General features: G+C 68.6%; 16 protein-coding genes and 1 tRNA gene. 7 read left to right on the top strand and 10 right to left on the bottom strand.

All coding sequences use genetic code 11. The features are described from left to right. Nucleotides 1–282 precede the first annotated feature (282 nt). Nucleotides 283–939, bottom strand: a complete 657-nt coding sequence (locus ASD69_RS07935) for a thiopurine S-methyltransferase (protein ID WP_056176039.1) — start codon at nt 937–939, stop codon at nt 283–285. Between the two features lie 10 nt (nt 940–949). Next, nucleotides 950–3,193 (bottom strand): DNA topoisomerase IV subunit A, encoded by a 2,244-nt coding sequence (gene parC, locus ASD69_RS07930; RefSeq protein ID WP_056176034.1) that lies wholly within the window; start codon nt 3,191–3,193, stop codon nt 950–952. Nucleotides 3,194–3,450: 257 nt separating this feature from the next. Between parC and ASD69_RS07925 the strand changes: the two genes are divergently transcribed. From ASD69_RS07925 to ASD69_RS21820, 7 genes are all read left to right on the top strand, one after another. Then, a tRNA-Leu gene (locus ASD69_RS07925) sits at nt 3,451–3,535 on the top strand. A gap of 651 nt (nt 3,536–4,186) precedes the next feature. Then, nucleotides 4,187–4,804, top strand: coding sequence for a hypothetical protein (locus ASD69_RS07920; protein ID WP_056176030.1), 618 nt, complete (start codon nt 4,187–4,189; stop codon nt 4,802–4,804). A 17-nt stretch (nt 4,805–4,821) separates the two neighbouring features. Beyond that, nucleotides 4,822–6,477 carry a hypothetical protein gene (locus ASD69_RS07915; protein ID WP_056176027.1) on the top strand — a complete coding sequence of 552 codons (1,656 nt, stop codon included), beginning with the start codon at nt 4,822–4,824 and terminating at the stop codon, nt 6,475–6,477. Nucleotides 6,478–6,527: 50 nt separating this feature from the next. Then, nucleotides 6,528–9,038 carry a ribonuclease R gene (gene rnr, locus ASD69_RS07910; protein ID WP_343123525.1) on the top strand — a complete coding sequence of 837 codons (2,511 nt, stop codon included), beginning with the start codon at nt 6,528–6,530 and terminating at the stop codon, nt 9,036–9,038. Between the two features lie 276 nt (nt 9,039–9,314). Continuing rightward, complete coding sequence (gene rlmB / locus ASD69_RS07905) at nt 9,315–10,082, top strand: 23S rRNA (guanosine(2251)-2'-O)-methyltransferase RlmB (RefSeq protein ID WP_056176024.1); 768 nt, start codon at nt 9,315–9,317, stop codon at nt 10,080–10,082. 79 nt (nt 10,083–10,161) lie between these two features. Beyond that, nucleotides 10,162–10,479: a quaternary ammonium compound efflux SMR transporter SugE gene (sugE, locus tag ASD69_RS07900; protein ID WP_056176021.1), complete on the top strand. Its 318-nt coding sequence runs from the start codon at nt 10,162–10,164 to the stop codon at nt 10,477–10,479. Nucleotides 10,480–10,524: 45 nt separating this feature from the next. Further along, nucleotides 10,525–10,782: a hypothetical protein gene (locus tag ASD69_RS21820; RefSeq protein ID WP_157499081.1), complete on the top strand. Its 258-nt coding sequence runs from the start codon at nt 10,525–10,527 to the stop codon at nt 10,780–10,782. Nucleotides 10,783–10,856: 74 nt separating this feature from the next. On the opposite strand, the gene ASD69_RS07895 is transcribed toward ASD69_RS21820, so the two are convergent. From ASD69_RS07895 to phoU, 8 genes are all read right to left on the bottom strand, one after another. Further along, entirely contained in the window at nt 10,857–11,726 is an 870-nt protein-coding gene (locus ASD69_RS07895; protein ID WP_157499080.1) for a hypothetical protein, read from the bottom strand. A 155-nt stretch (nt 11,727–11,881) separates the two neighbouring features. Next, a complete protein-coding gene (rnt, locus tag ASD69_RS07890; protein WP_056176014.1) occupies nt 11,882–12,517 on the bottom strand; it encodes a ribonuclease T in 636 nt (211 codons plus the stop codon). 93 nt (nt 12,518–12,610) lie between these two features. Beyond that, the gene (locus tag ASD69_RS07885) at nt 12,611–13,267 is read right to left on the bottom strand and encodes a DoxX family protein (RefSeq protein WP_056176011.1); all 657 of its coding nucleotides are present in this window, start codon (nt 13,265–13,267) and stop codon (nt 12,611–12,613) included. A gap of 59 nt (nt 13,268–13,326) precedes the next feature. Further along, nucleotides 13,327–14,109: a putative DNA-binding domain-containing protein gene (locus tag ASD69_RS07880; protein ID WP_056176008.1), complete on the bottom strand. Its 783-nt coding sequence runs from the start codon at nt 14,107–14,109 to the stop codon at nt 13,327–13,329. Beyond that, nucleotides 14,102–14,959: a DUF692 domain-containing protein gene (locus ASD69_RS07875; RefSeq protein WP_056176005.1), complete on the bottom strand. Its 858-nt coding sequence runs from the start codon at nt 14,957–14,959 to the stop codon at nt 14,102–14,104. The genes ASD69_RS07880 and ASD69_RS07875 overlap by 8 nt, the downstream gene beginning before the upstream one ends. 10 nt (nt 14,960–14,969) lie before the next feature. Continuing rightward, on the bottom strand, nt 14,970–15,419 hold the full coding sequence (locus ASD69_RS07870) for a hypothetical protein (protein ID WP_056176732.1): 450 nt from the start codon (nt 15,417–15,419) through the stop codon (nt 14,970–14,972). A gap of 106 nt (nt 15,420–15,525) precedes the next feature. Further along, entirely contained in the window at nt 15,526–16,041 is a 516-nt protein-coding gene (locus ASD69_RS07865; protein WP_056176002.1) for an RNA polymerase sigma factor, read from the bottom strand. Nucleotides 16,042–16,286: 245 nt separating this feature from the next. Further along, nucleotides 16,287–16,997, bottom strand: coding sequence for a phosphate signaling complex protein PhoU (gene phoU, locus ASD69_RS07860; protein ID WP_056175999.1), 711 nt, complete (start codon nt 16,995–16,997; stop codon nt 16,287–16,289). Nucleotides 16,998–17,033 lie beyond the last annotated feature (36 nt).

Here is a 17,033-nt window from a genome sequence, read left to right as displayed (position 1 = left end):
GTAATGCCGGCAGCGGCCGTTCCTGACCGAAGCGTCCGAAGGAGCGCTGCGGCGGGACCTTCGCATGCGCGTCGGTGGCCGTCGCCGGCGGCAAAGACGGCCGCATGGCCGTCGTGCCTAGTGTCGGATCTTCAGGCGTCGTCGTGGCCGTCGTTCATGCCACGATTCCGGCGCTTCGTCGCATCGCGCGCGCGGCGCGGCATCGGGCCAATCGAGAGTTGCGTCAGGCCAAGCGAGGGGCGCGGGCGCCGCCGGCCGCCCACAGCGAGGCGGCCTCGGGCCTCAGTTGCGCTCTAGCGCGTAAACCACCGTGTCCAACGCGGTCACGCCGTCGGCGATGAAGGCCGGTTGCTGGGCGAGGATGTCGCGGCGTTCCAGCGTGCGTAGCCGCCAGTCCGGCGCATACAGGCGGTAGACCTCCTGCTCTACGACCGAGAACGGCGGGCCCTGCTTCTCGTGCTGCGGATACTCCAGAGTGATCAACAGGCCGCGGCAGCCCGACGGCAGGCGAGGGTAGAGCTCGCCCGCGTAGCGCTCGCGCAGCGGCGTCGGCAGGGCGATCAAGGCGGCGCGGTCGAACACCGCCGCGCAATCGGCCAGCAGTGCGGCGTCCAGCGCGAAGGCGTCGCCGCAGATCAGCTCGATCGCGCCGGCGCGGTAGTGGCGGCCGTAGCGCGACATCTCCACCTCGGGCGTCAGGCCGTGCTCGGCGAAGAACTCTTCGACCGCGATCCGAGACAGCTCGACGCCGAGCACGCGATGGCCCTGCGACGCGAACCAGGCCATGTCCAGGGTTTTGCCGGCCAGCGGCACGAACACCCGGCTGTCCGGCGCCAGCCCCAGCGACGGCCAATGCTTGAGCAGCAGCGGCGACGGACGGTCCTGGTGGAAACCGATCTGTCGCTCGCGCCAGCGCTGTTGCCAGAATTCCGCGTTCATGCCGCTGCGCTCACTCGACCGACAGGCCTTCGACCTTCTGCCATCCGCGCGGCAGCAGGCCGCCGCGGGTCGCGCGCGCACCGACGTAGGCGTCCAGGTCCTTCCACGACAGGCTCATGGTGCGCGTGCCCGAGCGCACGCTGAGCGTCGTGCCCGGCGCGACCACCGCCACCGCGACCACGCGCTCGGTGCCGAGCTTGGCCTTGGGGATGTCGATGATCTTGTTGCCTTTGCCCTTGTCCAGCTCGGGCAGCTCCGAGACCGGGAACGCGAGCAGGTGGCCGACGTTGGTCACCGCGACCACCCGGTCGGCCTCGACCGTGCCGACCGCGGCCGGCTGCAGGACCTTGGCGTTCGGAGTCAGCGACAGCATGGCCTTGCCGGCCTTGTTGCGGCCGGTGAGGTTTTCGAAACGGGTCACGAAGCCGTAGCCATGGCTGGACGCGAGCACGAAACGGCTGTCGTTGTCGCCGCTGGCCAGGGCCTGGAACGAAGCGCCGGCCGCGGGCGAGAAGCGCCCGGTCAGCGGCTCGCCGTTGCCGCGCGCCGAGGGCAGGCCATGGACCACGGTCGAGTAGGCGCGTCCGGTCGAATCCAGGAACGCGACCTGTTGCGTGCTGCGGCTCTTGACCGAGCCCAGCAGGCCGTCGCCGTCGCGATAGCTCAGGGTGGCCGCGTCGATGTCGTGGCCCTTGGCCGCGCGCACCCAGCCCTTCTCGCTGAGCACCACGGTCATCGGCTCGCTGGCCACCAGCTCGGTTTCCGACAAGGCCTGCGCGGCGTCGCGCGAGACCAGCGGCGAGCGGCGCGCATCGCCGAACTTCTTGGCGTCGGCCAGCAGCTCGTCCTTCACCAGCTTCTTGAGCTTGGCCTTGCTGCCCAGGGTGGCGATCAGCTGCTCGCGTTCCTTGGCCAGCTCGGTCTGTTCGCCGCGGATCTTCATTTCCTCCAGGCGCGCGAGCTGGCGCAGCTTGGTTTCCAGGATGTAGTCGGTCTGGTCCTCGCTGAGCCCGAAGCGCTCCATCAGCACCGGACGCGGTTCGTCCTCGCTGCGGATGATGCGGATCACCTCGTCCAGGTTGAGGAACGCGATCAGCAAACCTTCCAACAGGTGCAGGCGGCGCTCGACCTTTTCCAGACGATGGGTGAGGCGGCGGGTCACCGTGTCGGTGCGGAACACCAGCCACTCGCTGAGCAGCGTCTTCAGGCCCTTGACCTGCGGACGGCCGTCCAGGCCGATCACGTTGATGTTGACGCGGTAGCTCTTTTCCAGGTCGGTGGTCGCGAACAGGTGGCCCATCAGCTGTTCGGCATCGACGCGGTTGGAGCGCGGCACCAGCACGATCCGGGTCGGATTGGCGTGGTCGGATTCGTCGCGCAGGTCTTCCAGCCAAGGCAGCTTCTTGGCGCGCATCTGCTGGGCGATCTGTTCGATGATCTTGCCCGGCGAGGCCTGGTAGGGCAGCGCGGTGATCACGAAGTTCTGCGCTTCCTTCACCCAGGTGGCGCGCGCGCGCACGCTGCCCAGGCCGGTTTCGTACATCGCGATCAGGTCGGCGCGCGGGGTGATGATCTCGGCGGTGGTCGGATAGTCCGGCCCCAGCACGTGCTCGCACAGGTCGCGGGTGGTCGCGTCCGGGTCGTCGAGCAGGCGCACGCAGGCGCTGACGACTTCGTTGAGGTTGTGCGGCGGCACGTCGGTGGCCATGCCGACCGCGATGCCGGTGGTGCCGTTGAGCAACAGATGCGGCAGGCGCGCGGGCATCCAGGTCGGCTCTTCCAGGGTGCCGTCGAAGTTCGGCACCCAATCGACCGTGCCGTGGCCGAGCTCGCCCAGCAGCACTTCGGCGATCGGGGTCAGCTTGGACTCGGTGTAGCGCATCGCCGCGAACGACTTGGGATCGTCGCTGGAACCGAAGTTGCCCTGGCCCTCGACCAGCGGGTAACGGTACGAGAACGGCTGGGCCATGAGGACCATGGCCTCGTAGCAAGCGCTGTCGCCGTGCGGATGGTACTTACCGATCACGTCGCCGACGGTGCGCGCGGACTTCTTGGGCTTGGCGCCGGCGTTGAGGCCGAGCTCGCTCATCGAATAGATGATGCGGCGCTGGACCGGCTTGAGGCCGTCGCCGAGGAAGGGCAGGGCGCGGTCGAGCACCACGTACATCGAATAATCGAGGTAAGCGCGCTCGGCGTACTCGCGCAGCGGGATCTGTTCGAAGCCGTGGAACACCGGACGTACGGAGTCAGTCATGGAACGCAATCAACTCGCTAAGGCGTGACCTCACGATTCTACTCGTCGCCGTACTGAGCCGTGGCTGCGATTTCGCCTGGTCCGCACGCGCGGCGCCGTAACCTGCGCGGCGCGGTGTAGGGGGCCTGTGCCCAGCCCCGGCCGAGCGCCGGCCTTGCCGATTTCGGCGTTGAGCCGGCGTTGTGACAAAACCGTTGACAGCCGCCTCACCGCAACGCAACATACGCCTCCTCGCAGCGCCAACGGCGTTGCGATAGGCCCAGGTGGCGGAATTGGTAGACGCACTAGTTTCAGGTACTAGCGGGTAAAACCGTGGAGGTTCGAGTCCTCTCCTGGGCACCACTATTCAGAAAAACCCCTGAGAAATCAGGGGTTTTTCGTTTTCAGGGCCCGGCGCGCACCGGCGCATGGATAGCGCACTTGGTCTTAGTTGCGCAGCGCGGCGCCCCGCAGCGGCGACAGCGCGGTGCCGCGCAGTGGCCCCCGGCGAACAGCCGGCGGGACCGCCCTCGATCGAGCGCACCACGAACGCGGCCACCGGGTCGCCGAGGCCGATCGGGCGCAGGAACGACTCGCCGCTGCAATTGGCGTGGCGGCCGCCTCGTGGTAGCGGCCCGGTAATCACAGTCGGCCCCGGCGACGACGGCTTGATCTGCGTCGACGGACGACACCGACGACATCCAACACCGCGGCGACGATCTCGCCGACGACGGAACAGCACCCACAGCGCTTCCAGTATCGCCACGGGCGTCGACGCGGGCGGTTTCGAATATCTGCCGCGCGAGCCGCTTGCAGACCCGTCGGGCAGCCAGGCAGTGGCCCGTGCATCTGCTCAGGGAATTAGCTGCGGATGCTTGCAACGGTCTCGCCGACGGACCTGCGGATTTCCTTGAAACGTTCCCCGACCTGCAGGCGGATCATTGCCATGGCCGTTACTGCCGCTGAGTGCTCCAAGGCGGGGAACGCCGCGCGCGCAGCGCGTCGGCCCGCCGCATGCTGGCGCCCGTGCCTGCCCGCCGGCGGCGACCGGCGCTATCCTGTGGCCAGTGGAACGAGGCCGCCTGCGGCTTCGAGGCGCGCGGCAGCCACAAGGAGAACGGAATGTTCGATCGAAGCGTCCGGCGCAAGGCCTGGACGATGCTGTGCCTGGCCGGCTTGGCCTTGTCGGGCGGCGCTTGCTCGGCGCAGCACAAGCGACCGACGACGAAAGCGGCCGCGACGGACGCCGGCGCCGATGCGTTCGCCGGCGACTGGGGTTTCAGCACCCGCTGCTACAAGGGCCACTATGTCGGCATCACGCTCACGCGCGATGGCGATGGCTATACCGGGACCTGGAGCGACGGCACCGACATCTGGGGCTCGGACGGCAGTTTTCGCGGCGCGCAAAAGGACGGCAAGCTGGAAGTAGATGCTTGCACGACGACCGAGCAGCGCGGCGGCTACGCGCGCTGTCCGGCCTATACGCCCAACACCGCTTATTTCGTTCGCAGCGGCGAGCGATTGGTGTGGTATCGCCGGGAAGGCGAAATGGTCGACGAATATCTCACCCTAGATCGTCAGCCTGCCAATCAGGTGCCGGTCACCGATTCGGAAGAAGTCTGCGATGAGTGAGCCCAGGAGGGGCGCCCATGACCGACAACAACCAGCAGCCTGCCGCGCGCCGCGGTCTGACCGATAACGAGATCCGCGCCACCATCTATTTCGCGGTCGGCGTGACCTCCGAGAGCGGCGAGACCCCCTTCCGGCTCGCGGTGGCGGGCGATAACCCGCGCACTCCCCGGATCGAGGTGGCCGCCAACAGCGGCTACACCTTCGGTACCGTGCAGATCGATCTGGGCCAGCACTATCAACCCAGCGTTCGCGGCGGCGAGAACGTGCCCGCGGACCTGGTCAACGCCTACCAGGCCTGGGCGCGCCAGAGCCGGCAGGCGGCGGTCCTGACCCCGGCAGAAGCCGCGGAGGCGATTTCCGATCTGGGCCGGCAAGGGCATGAGATCAATCGGCAGGGCGGTACCGATCTCGACCCCGACGTGCGCAGGCGCCTGAACGGCTTTCTGGCCTCCGACGCCGGCGTGACCTGGGGCCACAACCGCGACGTGGCCCAGGTCGAGAAGCTCATGGACAACGCGATCGAGCCGCTGCGACGCAGCCAGCTCTACCGCAACGCCTCGGAGGACGATCAGGTCCGTCTGGTCGCCATGGTCGCCAAGGTCTACAACCAGAACGAAAACGAGGCCGGCCCGATCCTCAACACGATCGCGCGCGGCGGTTATCGCGGTGTCGACCAGGTCAGCAACGCGATCGGCGCCATCAGTTCCTCGCGCACCGATTATCTGGAGGAGGGGCGCGACAAGGCCTTGCAAGGCGCACGCGTGGTCAACGCGCTGCGCAATTCGCACCCCGGCAATCCCCTGCACGCGGCTTGGGACAACGTGCTGGACAATCCGTTGGTCCGCCCCAACCGGCTGGACCGGGATCCTCAGCACCCGAATCTGCCCGGCGAGTACGGTACGGTGCGGCGCCTGTTCGCCAACTACCAGCAGGCGCTGCCTTTCATCGATGCCTTGGATCGCGGCGGCTCTTATCAGCAGGCCCAGTTGAGTCGCGAGCAGCCCGGGCGTTTCGTCAGCAACGGCGTGTACGCGTCCGGCAACAATTTCGTGACCTGGGATACCCGCGGTAACGGCCACGCCTACTTGAACGGCGGTTGGAGCGCGGTCGATCGCGACGATTTGCAGCGCGTCAATCGCGGTAACGGCGTGATCGATCTCAACATGGACCGGGGCGGCGGGCCCAAGTGCCTGTTGACCGTCGATCCGCGGATGCCCGCGCTGCGCCCCGGCCAGCGGCGCGCGGACCTGTCCCTGGACGGCGACGGCGCGCCGGGCGTCGGGCACGTCGAACAGGCCGCGCTCGGCCGGATAAACGGCGTGCTTGCGGCCGACGGGCGCTGGACCCCGGAGCAGTGCGACAACATCTCCGCGCAGCTGCTGTGCCGGCATCGCCTCGACTCTCCAGGTCTGGCGCTGGAACGGGTCGCGATCGGCCACCCGACCGCGACCGGCGAGGTGCATGTGTTCGCCATGCATTCGCCGTCGGGCGAGCGCGGTCCGCACTTCTACAGCCACGTCGAGGCCGGCCAGGCCGCGCGCGTGCCCGCCAGCCAAAGCTATGAGCAGCTGGCACAGATCGGCGCGCAGCAAAGCCAACAGCAGAGCCAGCAACAGACCCAGGGCCAGGGCGGCCAGGACGCGCCCTCGCGCGGCGGCCATCGCATGGGTTGATCCCGCCCTGCGGCGCGACGTCGTCGGACGCGCCCGACGACGCCGCTTTCATGGCGATGTGCGACCATGCCGCGATGAGTAAGAAGACCCCGGCCGGGGGCAAGCCCGGCACACCCACCCGCGCGAACAGCGCGAAGGCCGGCAGCAAGCCGGCGAAAGGCAAGCCCGGCGCAGGTAAGCCCGGGGGCGGCAAGAAGAGCGCCGCACCGCGACCGCCCTGGCTGCCCGACACTCTGCAACACGGCCCACCCGGCAAGGGCGGCAAGCGCGGCAAGGGCGATGCGGCCCCGGCCTCCGCGCCGCGCGCGCGCGGCGCCGCGCCGGCCTACAACGATCCCTACGCCGAACGCGAAGCCAGCCGTTACGAGCAGCCCATCGCCAGCCGCGAAGCCATCCTGCAGCTGTTGGCCGGCGCCGACGGCCCGATGCGCGCCGAGGCGCTGGCCGAGACCCTGGGCCTGAGCGCGCCGGACCGTTTCGACGCGCTCGGCAAGCGCCTGGCCGCGATGCTGCGCGAAGGCCAGCTGCTGCAGAACCGCAAAGGCGAATTCGCGCCCGCCGCGCGCATGGACCTGATCCCGGGCGTGGTGATCGCCAATCCCGACGGCTTCGGTTTCCTGCGTCCGGAAGCCGGCGGCGGCGACGATCTGTTCCTGCCGCCGTTCGAGATGCGCAAGGCCATGCACGGCGACCGCGTGCTAGCCAGCGTCACCGGCGTCGACCGCCGCGGCCGCCGCGAAGGCGCGATCGTGGAAGTGCTGGAGCGCCGCCTCAACCGCCTGATCGGCCGCTACACGGTCGAGTCCGGCATCAGCTACGTGGTGCCCGACGACCGCCGCATCCAGCGCAACGTGCAGATTCCGCCGGACTCGCGCCTGGAGGCGCAGAACGGCCAGTTGGTGGTCTGCGAGCTGGTGCAGGCGCCGGACGCCAAGCGCCCGCCGATCGGCCGCGTACTGACGGTGCTGGGCGAACGCCTGACTGCGTCGCTGGCGGTGCAGGCCGCGATCCACGGCCACGAGTTGCCGCACGAGTTCCCGCAACCGGTGCTGGACGAGGCCGCCGCGGTGCCGCTGACCGTGCCGCCGGCGGTGGCCGCGCAGCGCGTCGATCTGCGCGCGACGCCGTTGGTCACCATCGACGGCGAGGATGCCAAGGACTTCGACGACGCGGTCTATTGCGAACCCAACCGCGACGGCTTCCGTCTGGTGGTCGCGATCGCCGACGTCTCGCATTACGTAAGTCCGGGCACGCCGCTGGACGAAGAAGCGATCCGCCGCGCGACCTCGGTCTACTTCCCGGGTTTCGTGGTGCCGATGCTGCCGGAGACGCTGTCCAACGGCATCTGCTCGCTCAAGCCCAAGGTCGATCGCCTGTGTTTCGTCTGCGACATGCAGATCGATCGCGAAGGCCTGGTCGCTCATTCGAAGTTCTACGAAGCGGTGATGAACTCGCACGCGCGCCTGACCTACACCCAGGTCTGGAACGCGGTGGGCGAGGGCGTCGAGCCGGAAGCGCGCGAGGAGGCGCTGGGCCAGATCGGGTCGCTGCTGCCGAACATCCAACGCCTGCACCAGCTCTACCAGGTGCTGTCCAAGGCGCGCCAGCGCCGCGGCGCGATCGAGTTCGAATCCAGCGAAGTGCGTTTCGTGCTGGACCAGCGCGGCGAAGTCGTGCAGGCCGGCATGCTCCAGCGCAACGACGCGCACAAGCTGATCGAGGAATGCATGATCGCGGCCAATGTCGAGGCCGCGAAGTACCTGATCGGCGCGCAGGTGCCGGCGCCGTACCGTAACCACGAGCGCCCGCCGGAGCAGAAGTACGCCGATCTGCAGGAGTTCCTCAAAGAGTTCAAGCTGCGCATGCCGCCGTGGCCGCAGGTGCAGCCGCGCGACTTCACCGAGCTGCTGAAGAAGGTGCGCGAGCGCCCCGACGCGGCCCTGATCGAGTCGGTGCTGCTGCGCAGCCAGAGCCTGGCGGTGTACGCGCCCGGCAACCTGGGCCACTTCGGCCTGGCCCTGGAGGCGTACGCGCATTTCACCTCGCCGATTCGCCGCTATCCCGATCTGCTGGTGCACCGCGCGATCAAGTACGCGCTGACCGGCGCGCGCCCGGACCAATTCCTGTACTCGCCGCGCGAGATGGCGGCGCTGGCGCTGCAGTGCTCCGAGCGCGAGCGCCGCGCCGACGAAGCCGAGCGCGAGGTCGACGAGCGTTACCGCGCGGCTTGGATGGAGCAGCACGTCGGCGGCGAGTTCGAGGGCACCATCAGCGGCGTGACCAGCTTCGGCCTGTTCGTCGAGCTCGACGAATCCAAGGTCAACGGCCTGATCCACGTCACCCAGTTGCCGCACGACTATTACCACTTCGATCCGATCCGCAAGACGCTGCAGGGCGAGCGCACCGCGCGCGAGTTCCGTCTCGGCGACCGGGTCTCGATCGTGGTGATGAAGGCCAGCGTCGAGGACCGCAAGATCGACTTCAAGCTGGTCGAGGACCGCGGCGCCAAGCCGCTGCCGCCGCGCGGCCAGCCGGCCAAACGCAGCAAGCAGAAGTACTGAGCGGTAGCCTTCGCCCCCCCGTTGTCGACGGGGGGCGAGCGCCCAGCTCAGTCTCGATGCGGGTGCTGAAGGCGGGGCGCCGGGGATTTGCTGTTCGCGGGGCCAGAGCAAAAGCAATTCCCCCGTAGCCCCCTTTTTCGAGGGGGGAACCTCGCGCGGCGGGGGAGGAAGCGCCGCAAACGGGCCTCCCGCGCCCCGCTGGCTTAGAATCTCCCCCCTCGTCCTCCCGCCGCCCGGCCCGTGCCGGCCGGCGTTGCTCCCGTCTACGGAACCCCCATGAGCCAGAAACAATGGATCGCCGGCATCAACGCAGTCTCGGCGGCGATCGAGCACGACGCCGATAACGTGCGCGAGGTGCTGATCGAAGCCGGCGCCAAGAACCCGCGCCTGGCCGAGATCGAAAGCAATGCGCGCCGCGTCGGCATCGACGTGCGCAAGGTCGCCAGCCAGGCCGTGGACGGCGTTGCCGGCGGCCTGCGCCACCAGGGCGTGGTCGCGCGCTACGCCGCCGCCAAGACCTGGAGCGAGAACGAGCTGCAGGGCCTGATCGAAGCCGCGCAGGGCCGTGCCCTGGTGCTGGTGCTGGACGGCGTGCAGGACCCGCACAACCTCGGCGCCTGCCTGCGCAGCGCGGCCGCGGCCGGCGTGACCGTGGTGGTGATCCCCAAGGACCGCGCGGTGCAGATCAACGCCACCGTGCGCAAGACCTCGGCCGGCGCCGCCGACAGCGTGCCGATCATTCCGGTCACCAACCTAGCGCGCTCGCTGCGCGAGCTGCAGGAGCTGGGCGTGTGGCTGTACGGCCTGGCCGGTGAGGCCGAGGCCTCGTTCTACGACATCGATCTGCGCGGCAACGTCGGCCTGGTGCTGGGCGGCGAATCCGACGGCCTGCGCCGCCTGACCCGCGAGAACTGCGACCAACTGGTCAAGATCCCGATGCCGGGCGGCGCCGACGGCGTCTCCGTCGAGAGCCTGAACGTATCCGTAGCCACGGGCGTGACCCTGTTCGAAGCGGTGCGCCAGCGCCTGGCGCCCGTGAAATAATCCACGGGCAAGCAGGAAGCGGGGACGACCCCGCCTCTCCAGTCGCCCGGGGACGGCCCCATCGCGAAGGAGACCTGTCATGCCTTGGATCATTCTCGTACTCGCCGGCCTGTTCGAGGTCGGCTGGGCCATCGGCCTCAAATACACCGACGGTTTCAGCAAGCTCTGGCCCACCGTGGGCACGGTCGCCGCTATGGCGATCAGCCTGGGCCTGCTCGGCATCGCCATGAAGACGCTGCCGGTCGGCACCGCCTATGCGATCTGGGTGGGCGTGGGCGCGGTCGGCACCGTCATCCTCGGCATCGTGCTGTTCCACGAGCCCGTGAACGCGCTGCGCGTGATCAGCGTGCTGCTGATCGTGGCCGGCCTGGTCGGCTTGAAGCTCGCCACTCCCTGAGATTCGTAGCGGCGGCGCCTTGTCCGCCTGCGCGAGCTGCGCACGTTGCACAAGGCCCTGTCCCGGCAAGGGCTGCATTCCGAACAACCGGCGCTGCGATCCCATACAGTGACCGCGGCACCTGCGGCGGCGGCTTCGAACAAGCCGCCGCTGCGTCCATGTTCGAAGCATCAATCGAGCAGCGCGACGTTCGCTGCGGCCATCCGCGCCGGGTCGGCGATGATCTGGATCGCGACGATGCGGTCCTCGACCATCGTGAAGGCGAAGGCGGCGCGCGGCGTGCCGTCCGGGGCTCAGGTCTAGTCTGCGGTTCGCGAGATTGGTGCCGCGCTGGCACCGATCTCGCGCGGACCGACGAGCGCTTGTGATCGCTAGGCTCAGTTCAGACCGTAGCGCTCGACCACATGCAGTACGGCGGCGTCGTATTGCCACAGGGTGGTGGTGCGATCAACGTCGGCCAGGGGCAGGGCGGTCAGTTGCTCGCCCCAGCGCACCATCGTGGCGAGGTCCAGGTGTCGCTTGAGCGCCGCCCGCAGGGCTTGGGCCTGCGGTTCGGGAAAGAAGGCGAACTGCGGCGCATCAGGCTCAAGTTTGCGAGAGGGATCGCTGCCGTCGTGCAAGAAGGACCAATTCCAGTCGATATCCAGATGCTGCGGGTTTTCCAGGCGATCGGGCTGCCCGGCATCGAGCACCAAGGTGCTGGCGCCCGCGAGCCAGACCACAAAGACGCAACGCCAAGCCGCGTCGTCGATGGCGAGCACCGATGCGAGCCAGCCGTCGACGGCTTCGGCGTCCAGGTATCGCAGCACCAAGCAACAGGCCGCCGAGAAGGCACCATGGGCTTCGAGCCCGTAATAGGTGTTGGACAGCGGCTGCAACAGCCCGTCGCTGCCGCCTGCGTGACCATCGCTCCAGCACGACGGCGCCATCAACCTGCGACCCAAGGTGTCGAGCAGGTCCATGCGGAAGCGAGGCGGGAACTCGGGCAGGGCCGGGTCCAGGCAATGCACGAACACCGCGCTGACCAGCAGCTCGTAGACATCGCGATCGTCGGCGCGCTCGAGTACGCGCGGCAGCAGGAACTCGAACCACTCGCTCCATTCGTCGATATGGCCGAAAGCCTTCGGCCCGGTCGTCAGCGCCTCTAGTGCGTCCCGCAATTCGCGACTGGGCCAGTCCTGCGGATCGGATTGCATCAGACCGGTGTACATCTCCCGCTCGCTACCCATGAACCAGGCCTCGCCCATCGGCTCTTTCGGCGGCGGCCTGCGTTCGCGCAAGCGCTCTAGCGCTTCGGCGTCGGGGCCTTGGCCGGGCATCCACAGATAGGGTCGGGCTGCGACAGGCATGCGGCGCGGCTTGCGGGTCTATGCGAGCGGTTCAGGACGCGCCGCCGCGTGACTCAGTTGCGCGGCCACGCATTGACCACCTTGCAGAACAGCTGCGCGGTGCGTTCGGCGTCGTAGACCGCCGAATGCGCTTCCTCGGCGTTCCATTCGAAGCCTGCGGCCTGGACCGCGCGTGCGAGCACGGTCTGACCGTAGGCCAGGCCGCCCAGGGTCACGGTGTCGAACACGCTGAAAGGGTGGAAGGGATTGCGCTTGTGGCCGCTGCGCGCGACCGCGGCGTTGAGGAAATTGAGGTCGAAATGGGCGTTGTGGCCGACCAGGATCGCGCGCTGGCAGGCGTGGCGCTTGATCGCCTCGCGCACCGGCGCGAACACGTTTTCGAGCGCGACCCGCTCGGGCTTGGCGTCGCGGAATGGGTGGTCGATGTCGATGCCGGTGACCTCCAGCGACTTGGGGTCGATCTCGGTCCCCAGCGCCGGCACCACGTGCGCGCTGAAGGTGGTACCGGGGTACAGCAGGCCTTGGTCGTCCAGTTCCAGGGGCACCACGGCGATCTCGAGCAGGGCGTGGCGGTTCCAGTCGAAACCGCCGGTTTCCACGTCCACCACGACCGGCAGGAAGCCGCGGAAACGGTTGCACAGGCGGGGCGGAGTGGGGGCGGTTTGGGGGGCGAGGCCGGCGTCGATCATGCGGAAAGCCTAGCAGACGGCGGTGACGGGGCTGCTGCGGTGCCCGCGCCCCGCCGCCTCTCGCAAGCGGGAAGAGGCCGGCGGGGCGGGGCGTTAACGCGTGTGCGGACGCAGTCGGCTAGCCGTCAACAGGACGAGGCCGACCGCGGCCAGAACCAGGCCCGGCAGGGGCAGCAGCATCGCCGCGACCGTGCCGAACAGCAGCAGGCCGGCGCCCCAACCCAGGGCGTCGTTGCGCGCCTGCGCCGGCGCGAGGCGCAGCGCGCGCTCGATCAGCGCATCGACGCTGAGGCGACCCGGGCCGCGCAGGATCAGCGGCCACAGCATCGCCAGGAACAGCAGCGGCAGTTTGTAGTTGCCGGCGCCCTGGTCGGTGATCGCGTAGCCCTGGGCGAGCTGGCTCAGGCCCATCCAGTCCTGCGGCCAATGCACAGCCGCGATCGCGACCACGGTCAGCACGAACAGGGAGGCGGCGAAGAAGCGCGTGCCCAGGCCGATCAGCAGGGCGATGCCGCCCAGCAGTTCGAACCAGGTCGCCAGGGACCAGCTCAAGTCGGCGGGAATACGGTCGAACGGAAACGGGAACGCGGCCATGACCTCGGCGAACCAGTTCTGCCCCTGCAGTTTCTCGCGTCCGGATTCGTAGAACTCCCAGGCCAGGACCAGGCGCAGGCCCAGCGGGGCGGTCCAGGCGCCCAGGCCTTCTAGGCGATCGCGCAGCGCATGGGCGCAGCGGGAGAGGAATGGCATGGCGTGCTCCGGCAGGCAACGCGCTGGTACCGCCAGCGCTTTCCCTACAGAGGCGCAGATCAGGCCGAACGGTTCGCGAGCACGCCAGGGACCACGCCGCTGGCGCGCATCTGCTCGAGCAAGGCGCGGCCCTGGGCGACGAAGGCGTCGATGTCGTCGCTGCCGGCCTCGGCGGCGAGCGCGCGCAACTGCTCGCGGCCGCTGAGTTCGGGCGCTTCGCCCAAGCGTTCGACCAGGCGATAGGCCAGCGGACTGAGTTCGGAGAACCGCACCTCGCCGTCGGCCTCGCGCCGCAACAGCAGCAGGGTCGGTTGCGGTGGCGGCGCTTCGGGCTGGAACGCGGGGCCGATGCGGTGCACCGGCCAGGCGTAGGCCAGCGGCCAGGCCAGCGGCGACAGCGCCGGCACGCCGTCGAGCAGATCGGCCTGAGGGTCGATCGTGGACGCATCCAGGCCGGCGTCCGACAGCTGCAGGGCCAGCTCGACCCATTCGTAATGCGCCAGCTCGGTCAGGAACGCGGGGGCGAGGTCCTCGCGATCCTCGAGGTAGCGCAGGAATTCGCGCGCAAGCTCGGGGAACAGCGGCGTACGGCAGCGGTGGTCGCGGAAGAAATCGCGCACCAGCGCGGTCCAGCGTTGCTCGCCCAGCAGCTCGTGGATGACCGGGAAGTTGCCGGCCAGCAGGCCTTCGATGTTGTTGAACAGCAGCCCGCGATAGACCTCCAGGCGGCGTTCCTCGATGCCGGCCGGCGCGGGGCTGGCCTGCGGATCGCGCAGGTGGCGGGTCAGTTCGAACTGCTGCGCGCGCAGCCGCGCGGGCGCCTGACTGCGCGGCTCAGCCATGGGCCTGGCGCGCGGCGGCGGGCGCGTGCTCGCGCAGGACCGCGCGCACGGTGTCGAGCTCGCTCACGAGTTCGGCATAGGGCGGGAAATTGAAATCGCGCTCCAGCAGGGTCGGGCGCGCGCCGAAGCGGCGGTAGGCCTCGCCCAGCAGCGACCACACCGCGTCCTTGACCGGCGCGCCGTGGGTGTCGATCTTGAGATCGTCGGCCTCGTCGTAGTGGCCGGCGACATGGATATAGGCGATGCGTTCGCCCGGCAGCGCGGCCAGGAACGCGCTCGCGTCGTAGCGGTGGTTGATCGAGTTGACGTAGACGTTGTTGACGTCGAGCAGCAGCTCGCAGTCGGCCTCGGCCAGCACCGCGTTGGTGAAATCGATCTCGCTCATCTCCTGGTGTGGGGTGGCGTAGGTCGAAGTGTTCTCGAGCGCGATGCGGCGGCCGACGATGTCCTGGGTCTGACGGATGCGCGCGGCCACGTGATGCACCGCTTCCTCGGTGAACGGGATCGGCAGCAGGTCGTAGAGATGGCCGTCGTCGCTGCAGTAGCTCAAGTGTTCGCTGTACAGGCGGACCTGGTGCTGGTCCAGAAAGCGCCGGACCCGGGTCAGGAAGGTCTCGTCCAAGGGTTCGGTGCCGCCCAGCGACAGCGACAGGCCGTGGCAGACCAGCGGGTGGCGAGCGGCGAGTTCGCCCAGGGCGTCGCCGTAGCGCCCGCCGACGCCGATCCAGTTCTCGGGCGCGAGCTCGAGGAAATCGAAATCGGTGGCCGCAGCCGATCGCAGCGGGCCCAGCAGGGCCCGCCGCAAACCGAGGCCGACGGCGTCCGCGTTCAGCGGACGCACGCCGTCCATGCTGCGTGGCTCAGACCGAGCCACCGCACTTGCCTTCGCCGCACTTGCCTTCGGCGGCCTTCTTCTTGTCCTTGTCGGCGCCGCACTTGCCTTCGCCGCACTTGCCCTCGGCGGCCTTCTTCTTGTCCTTGTCGGCGCCGCACTTGCCTTCACCGCACTTGCCTTCGGCGGCCTTCTTGTCCTTGTCGGCGCCGCAGCTGCCTTCGGCGTGCTTCTTGTCCTTGTCGGCGCCACAGCTGCCTTCGGCATGCTTCTTGTCGGCGCCGCACTTGCCTTCCGCGGCCTTGGCGTCGGTGGCCTTGGCATCGGCGGCCTTCTCGGCCGTCTGCGCCTGCTGGGCGCCGAGCAGGTAACCCTGCGAGAGGTCGCTCATGGCGAAGGCGGACGCGGACAGGCTGAGGCCGCCGACCAGGGCGGCACCTAGCGCGAGGGCGACGGGTTTCTTGATCTGCTTGGACATGCGCTTGCTCTCCATTACGTTGGCGATGATGACGGGGCAGGCCCGCCGGTTAAAAAGTCGGGGCGGAAGCCGGCGCAGTGTGCCCGGTTCCGCGTGTGAAAACTGTTCATGGATCCAGATATTCTCGCGCCAGCGCGCGCGCGCGGTGCAGGCGCGCCTTGACCGCTTCGCGGGTGAGCGACAGGCGCGCGGCCATTTCGGCGATGCTCAGGCCTTCCAGATCGCGCAGCAGCACGACTTGGCGGTAGTGAGCGGGCAGCGACTCCAGCGCGGCGGCGACGTCGTGGCGCCACTCGCAGGGGTCGGGCAACACCACCGGCATTATGTTCTCGGTGATCGCGTCGCCGGTCAGCAGGCGCATGCCGCGCTTGAGCCGGTTGCATTCGCGCTTGACGATGCGGAAGGTCCAGGAGACGAAGCACTCCAGCGAGCGCAGGTCGCGCAGCTTGCGCGAGACCGTGATCAGGGTTTCCTGGACAGCGTCCTCGACGTCGTTGATGACGCAGTGGAATTCGGCGTAGCGACGCAGGTCCTGGCGCGAACGCACCAGCACGCGCTCGAGCGCGTCGCGGTCGCCCGAACGGGCCGCTGCCAAATCGCCATGGACCATCGAAACGCTCATGCCCTTCGTATCCCTCCGAATCCTTGCTACCAGACCGTAGCGGGGCGCTACGGACATGTACCAAGAGTTAGGGGTTACGGCAAACGGTTCGCGGCGGAGGCGGTCTTGCCGGATATGTTGGGTTTGCGTTCAGTTAGCGAACGCTGAAAACGTTTGCAGATTTGCTGCGCTGCAGCGTACCGCTGCGGCGCCCGGTGCGGGCGCCGCGACCCGGCCCACGCGGTCGCGCGGCCGAGCAGGGGCGCTCAGAGCGCGCCCGTGGTGTTGGTGTCGTCGCGCTTCTCGCGTGGCGGCAGCAACTCCTCGCCCTTGACCAGGAACCAGACGTTCTCGGCGATGTTGGTGGCGTGGTCGCCGATGCGCTCGATGTTCTTGGCCATGAACAGCAGGTGCGTGCAGGGGGTGATGCTGCGCGCGTCCTCCATCATGTAGGTCAGCAGCTCGCGGAACAGGCCGGTGTAGGCGGTGTCGATCTCGGCGTCGCGCGCGCGCACGCGCTGGGCCAGCTCGACGTCGTTCTCGCGGTAGGCGGACAGCACGTCGCGCAGCTGCTTGACCGCAAGCGTGCCCAGCGCATGCAGGCCGGCGATGTGCGGCAGCGGCGGCGACAGGTTCAGCGCGGTGGAGCGCTTGGCGACGTTGGCGGCGTAGTCGCCGACGCGTTCGATGTCGGAGGCGATGCGGATCGCGGCCAGGATCTCGCGCAGGTCGCGCGCCATCGGCCCGCGCAGCGCCAGCTTCATCACGTCGTGGCTGATTTCCTGCTCCAGCGCGTCGATCGCCTCGTCGTTGGCGATGATGCGCTCGGCGGCCTTGTCGTCGCGGCGTTCGACCACGTCGAGCGCGGCTTCGAGCTGGGACGCGGCCATCTCGCCCATGCGCAGGGTTTCGTCGAGCAGGCGGCGCTGCTCGTCGTCGTAGCTCTTGACGATGTGGTCGTGCATGTGGGTGCTCATATAAGTGTCCTGTGTGCGCTTCCCTTCTCCCGCGGG

Origin of the sequence: Lysobacter sp. Root604, assembly GCF_001427505.1 — a bacterium.
In the GTDB taxonomy this organism is placed as follows: domain Bacteria; phylum Pseudomonadota; class Gammaproteobacteria; order Xanthomonadales; family Xanthomonadaceae; genus Lysobacter.
This window is presented reverse-complemented; position numbering and strand designations above follow the sequence as displayed.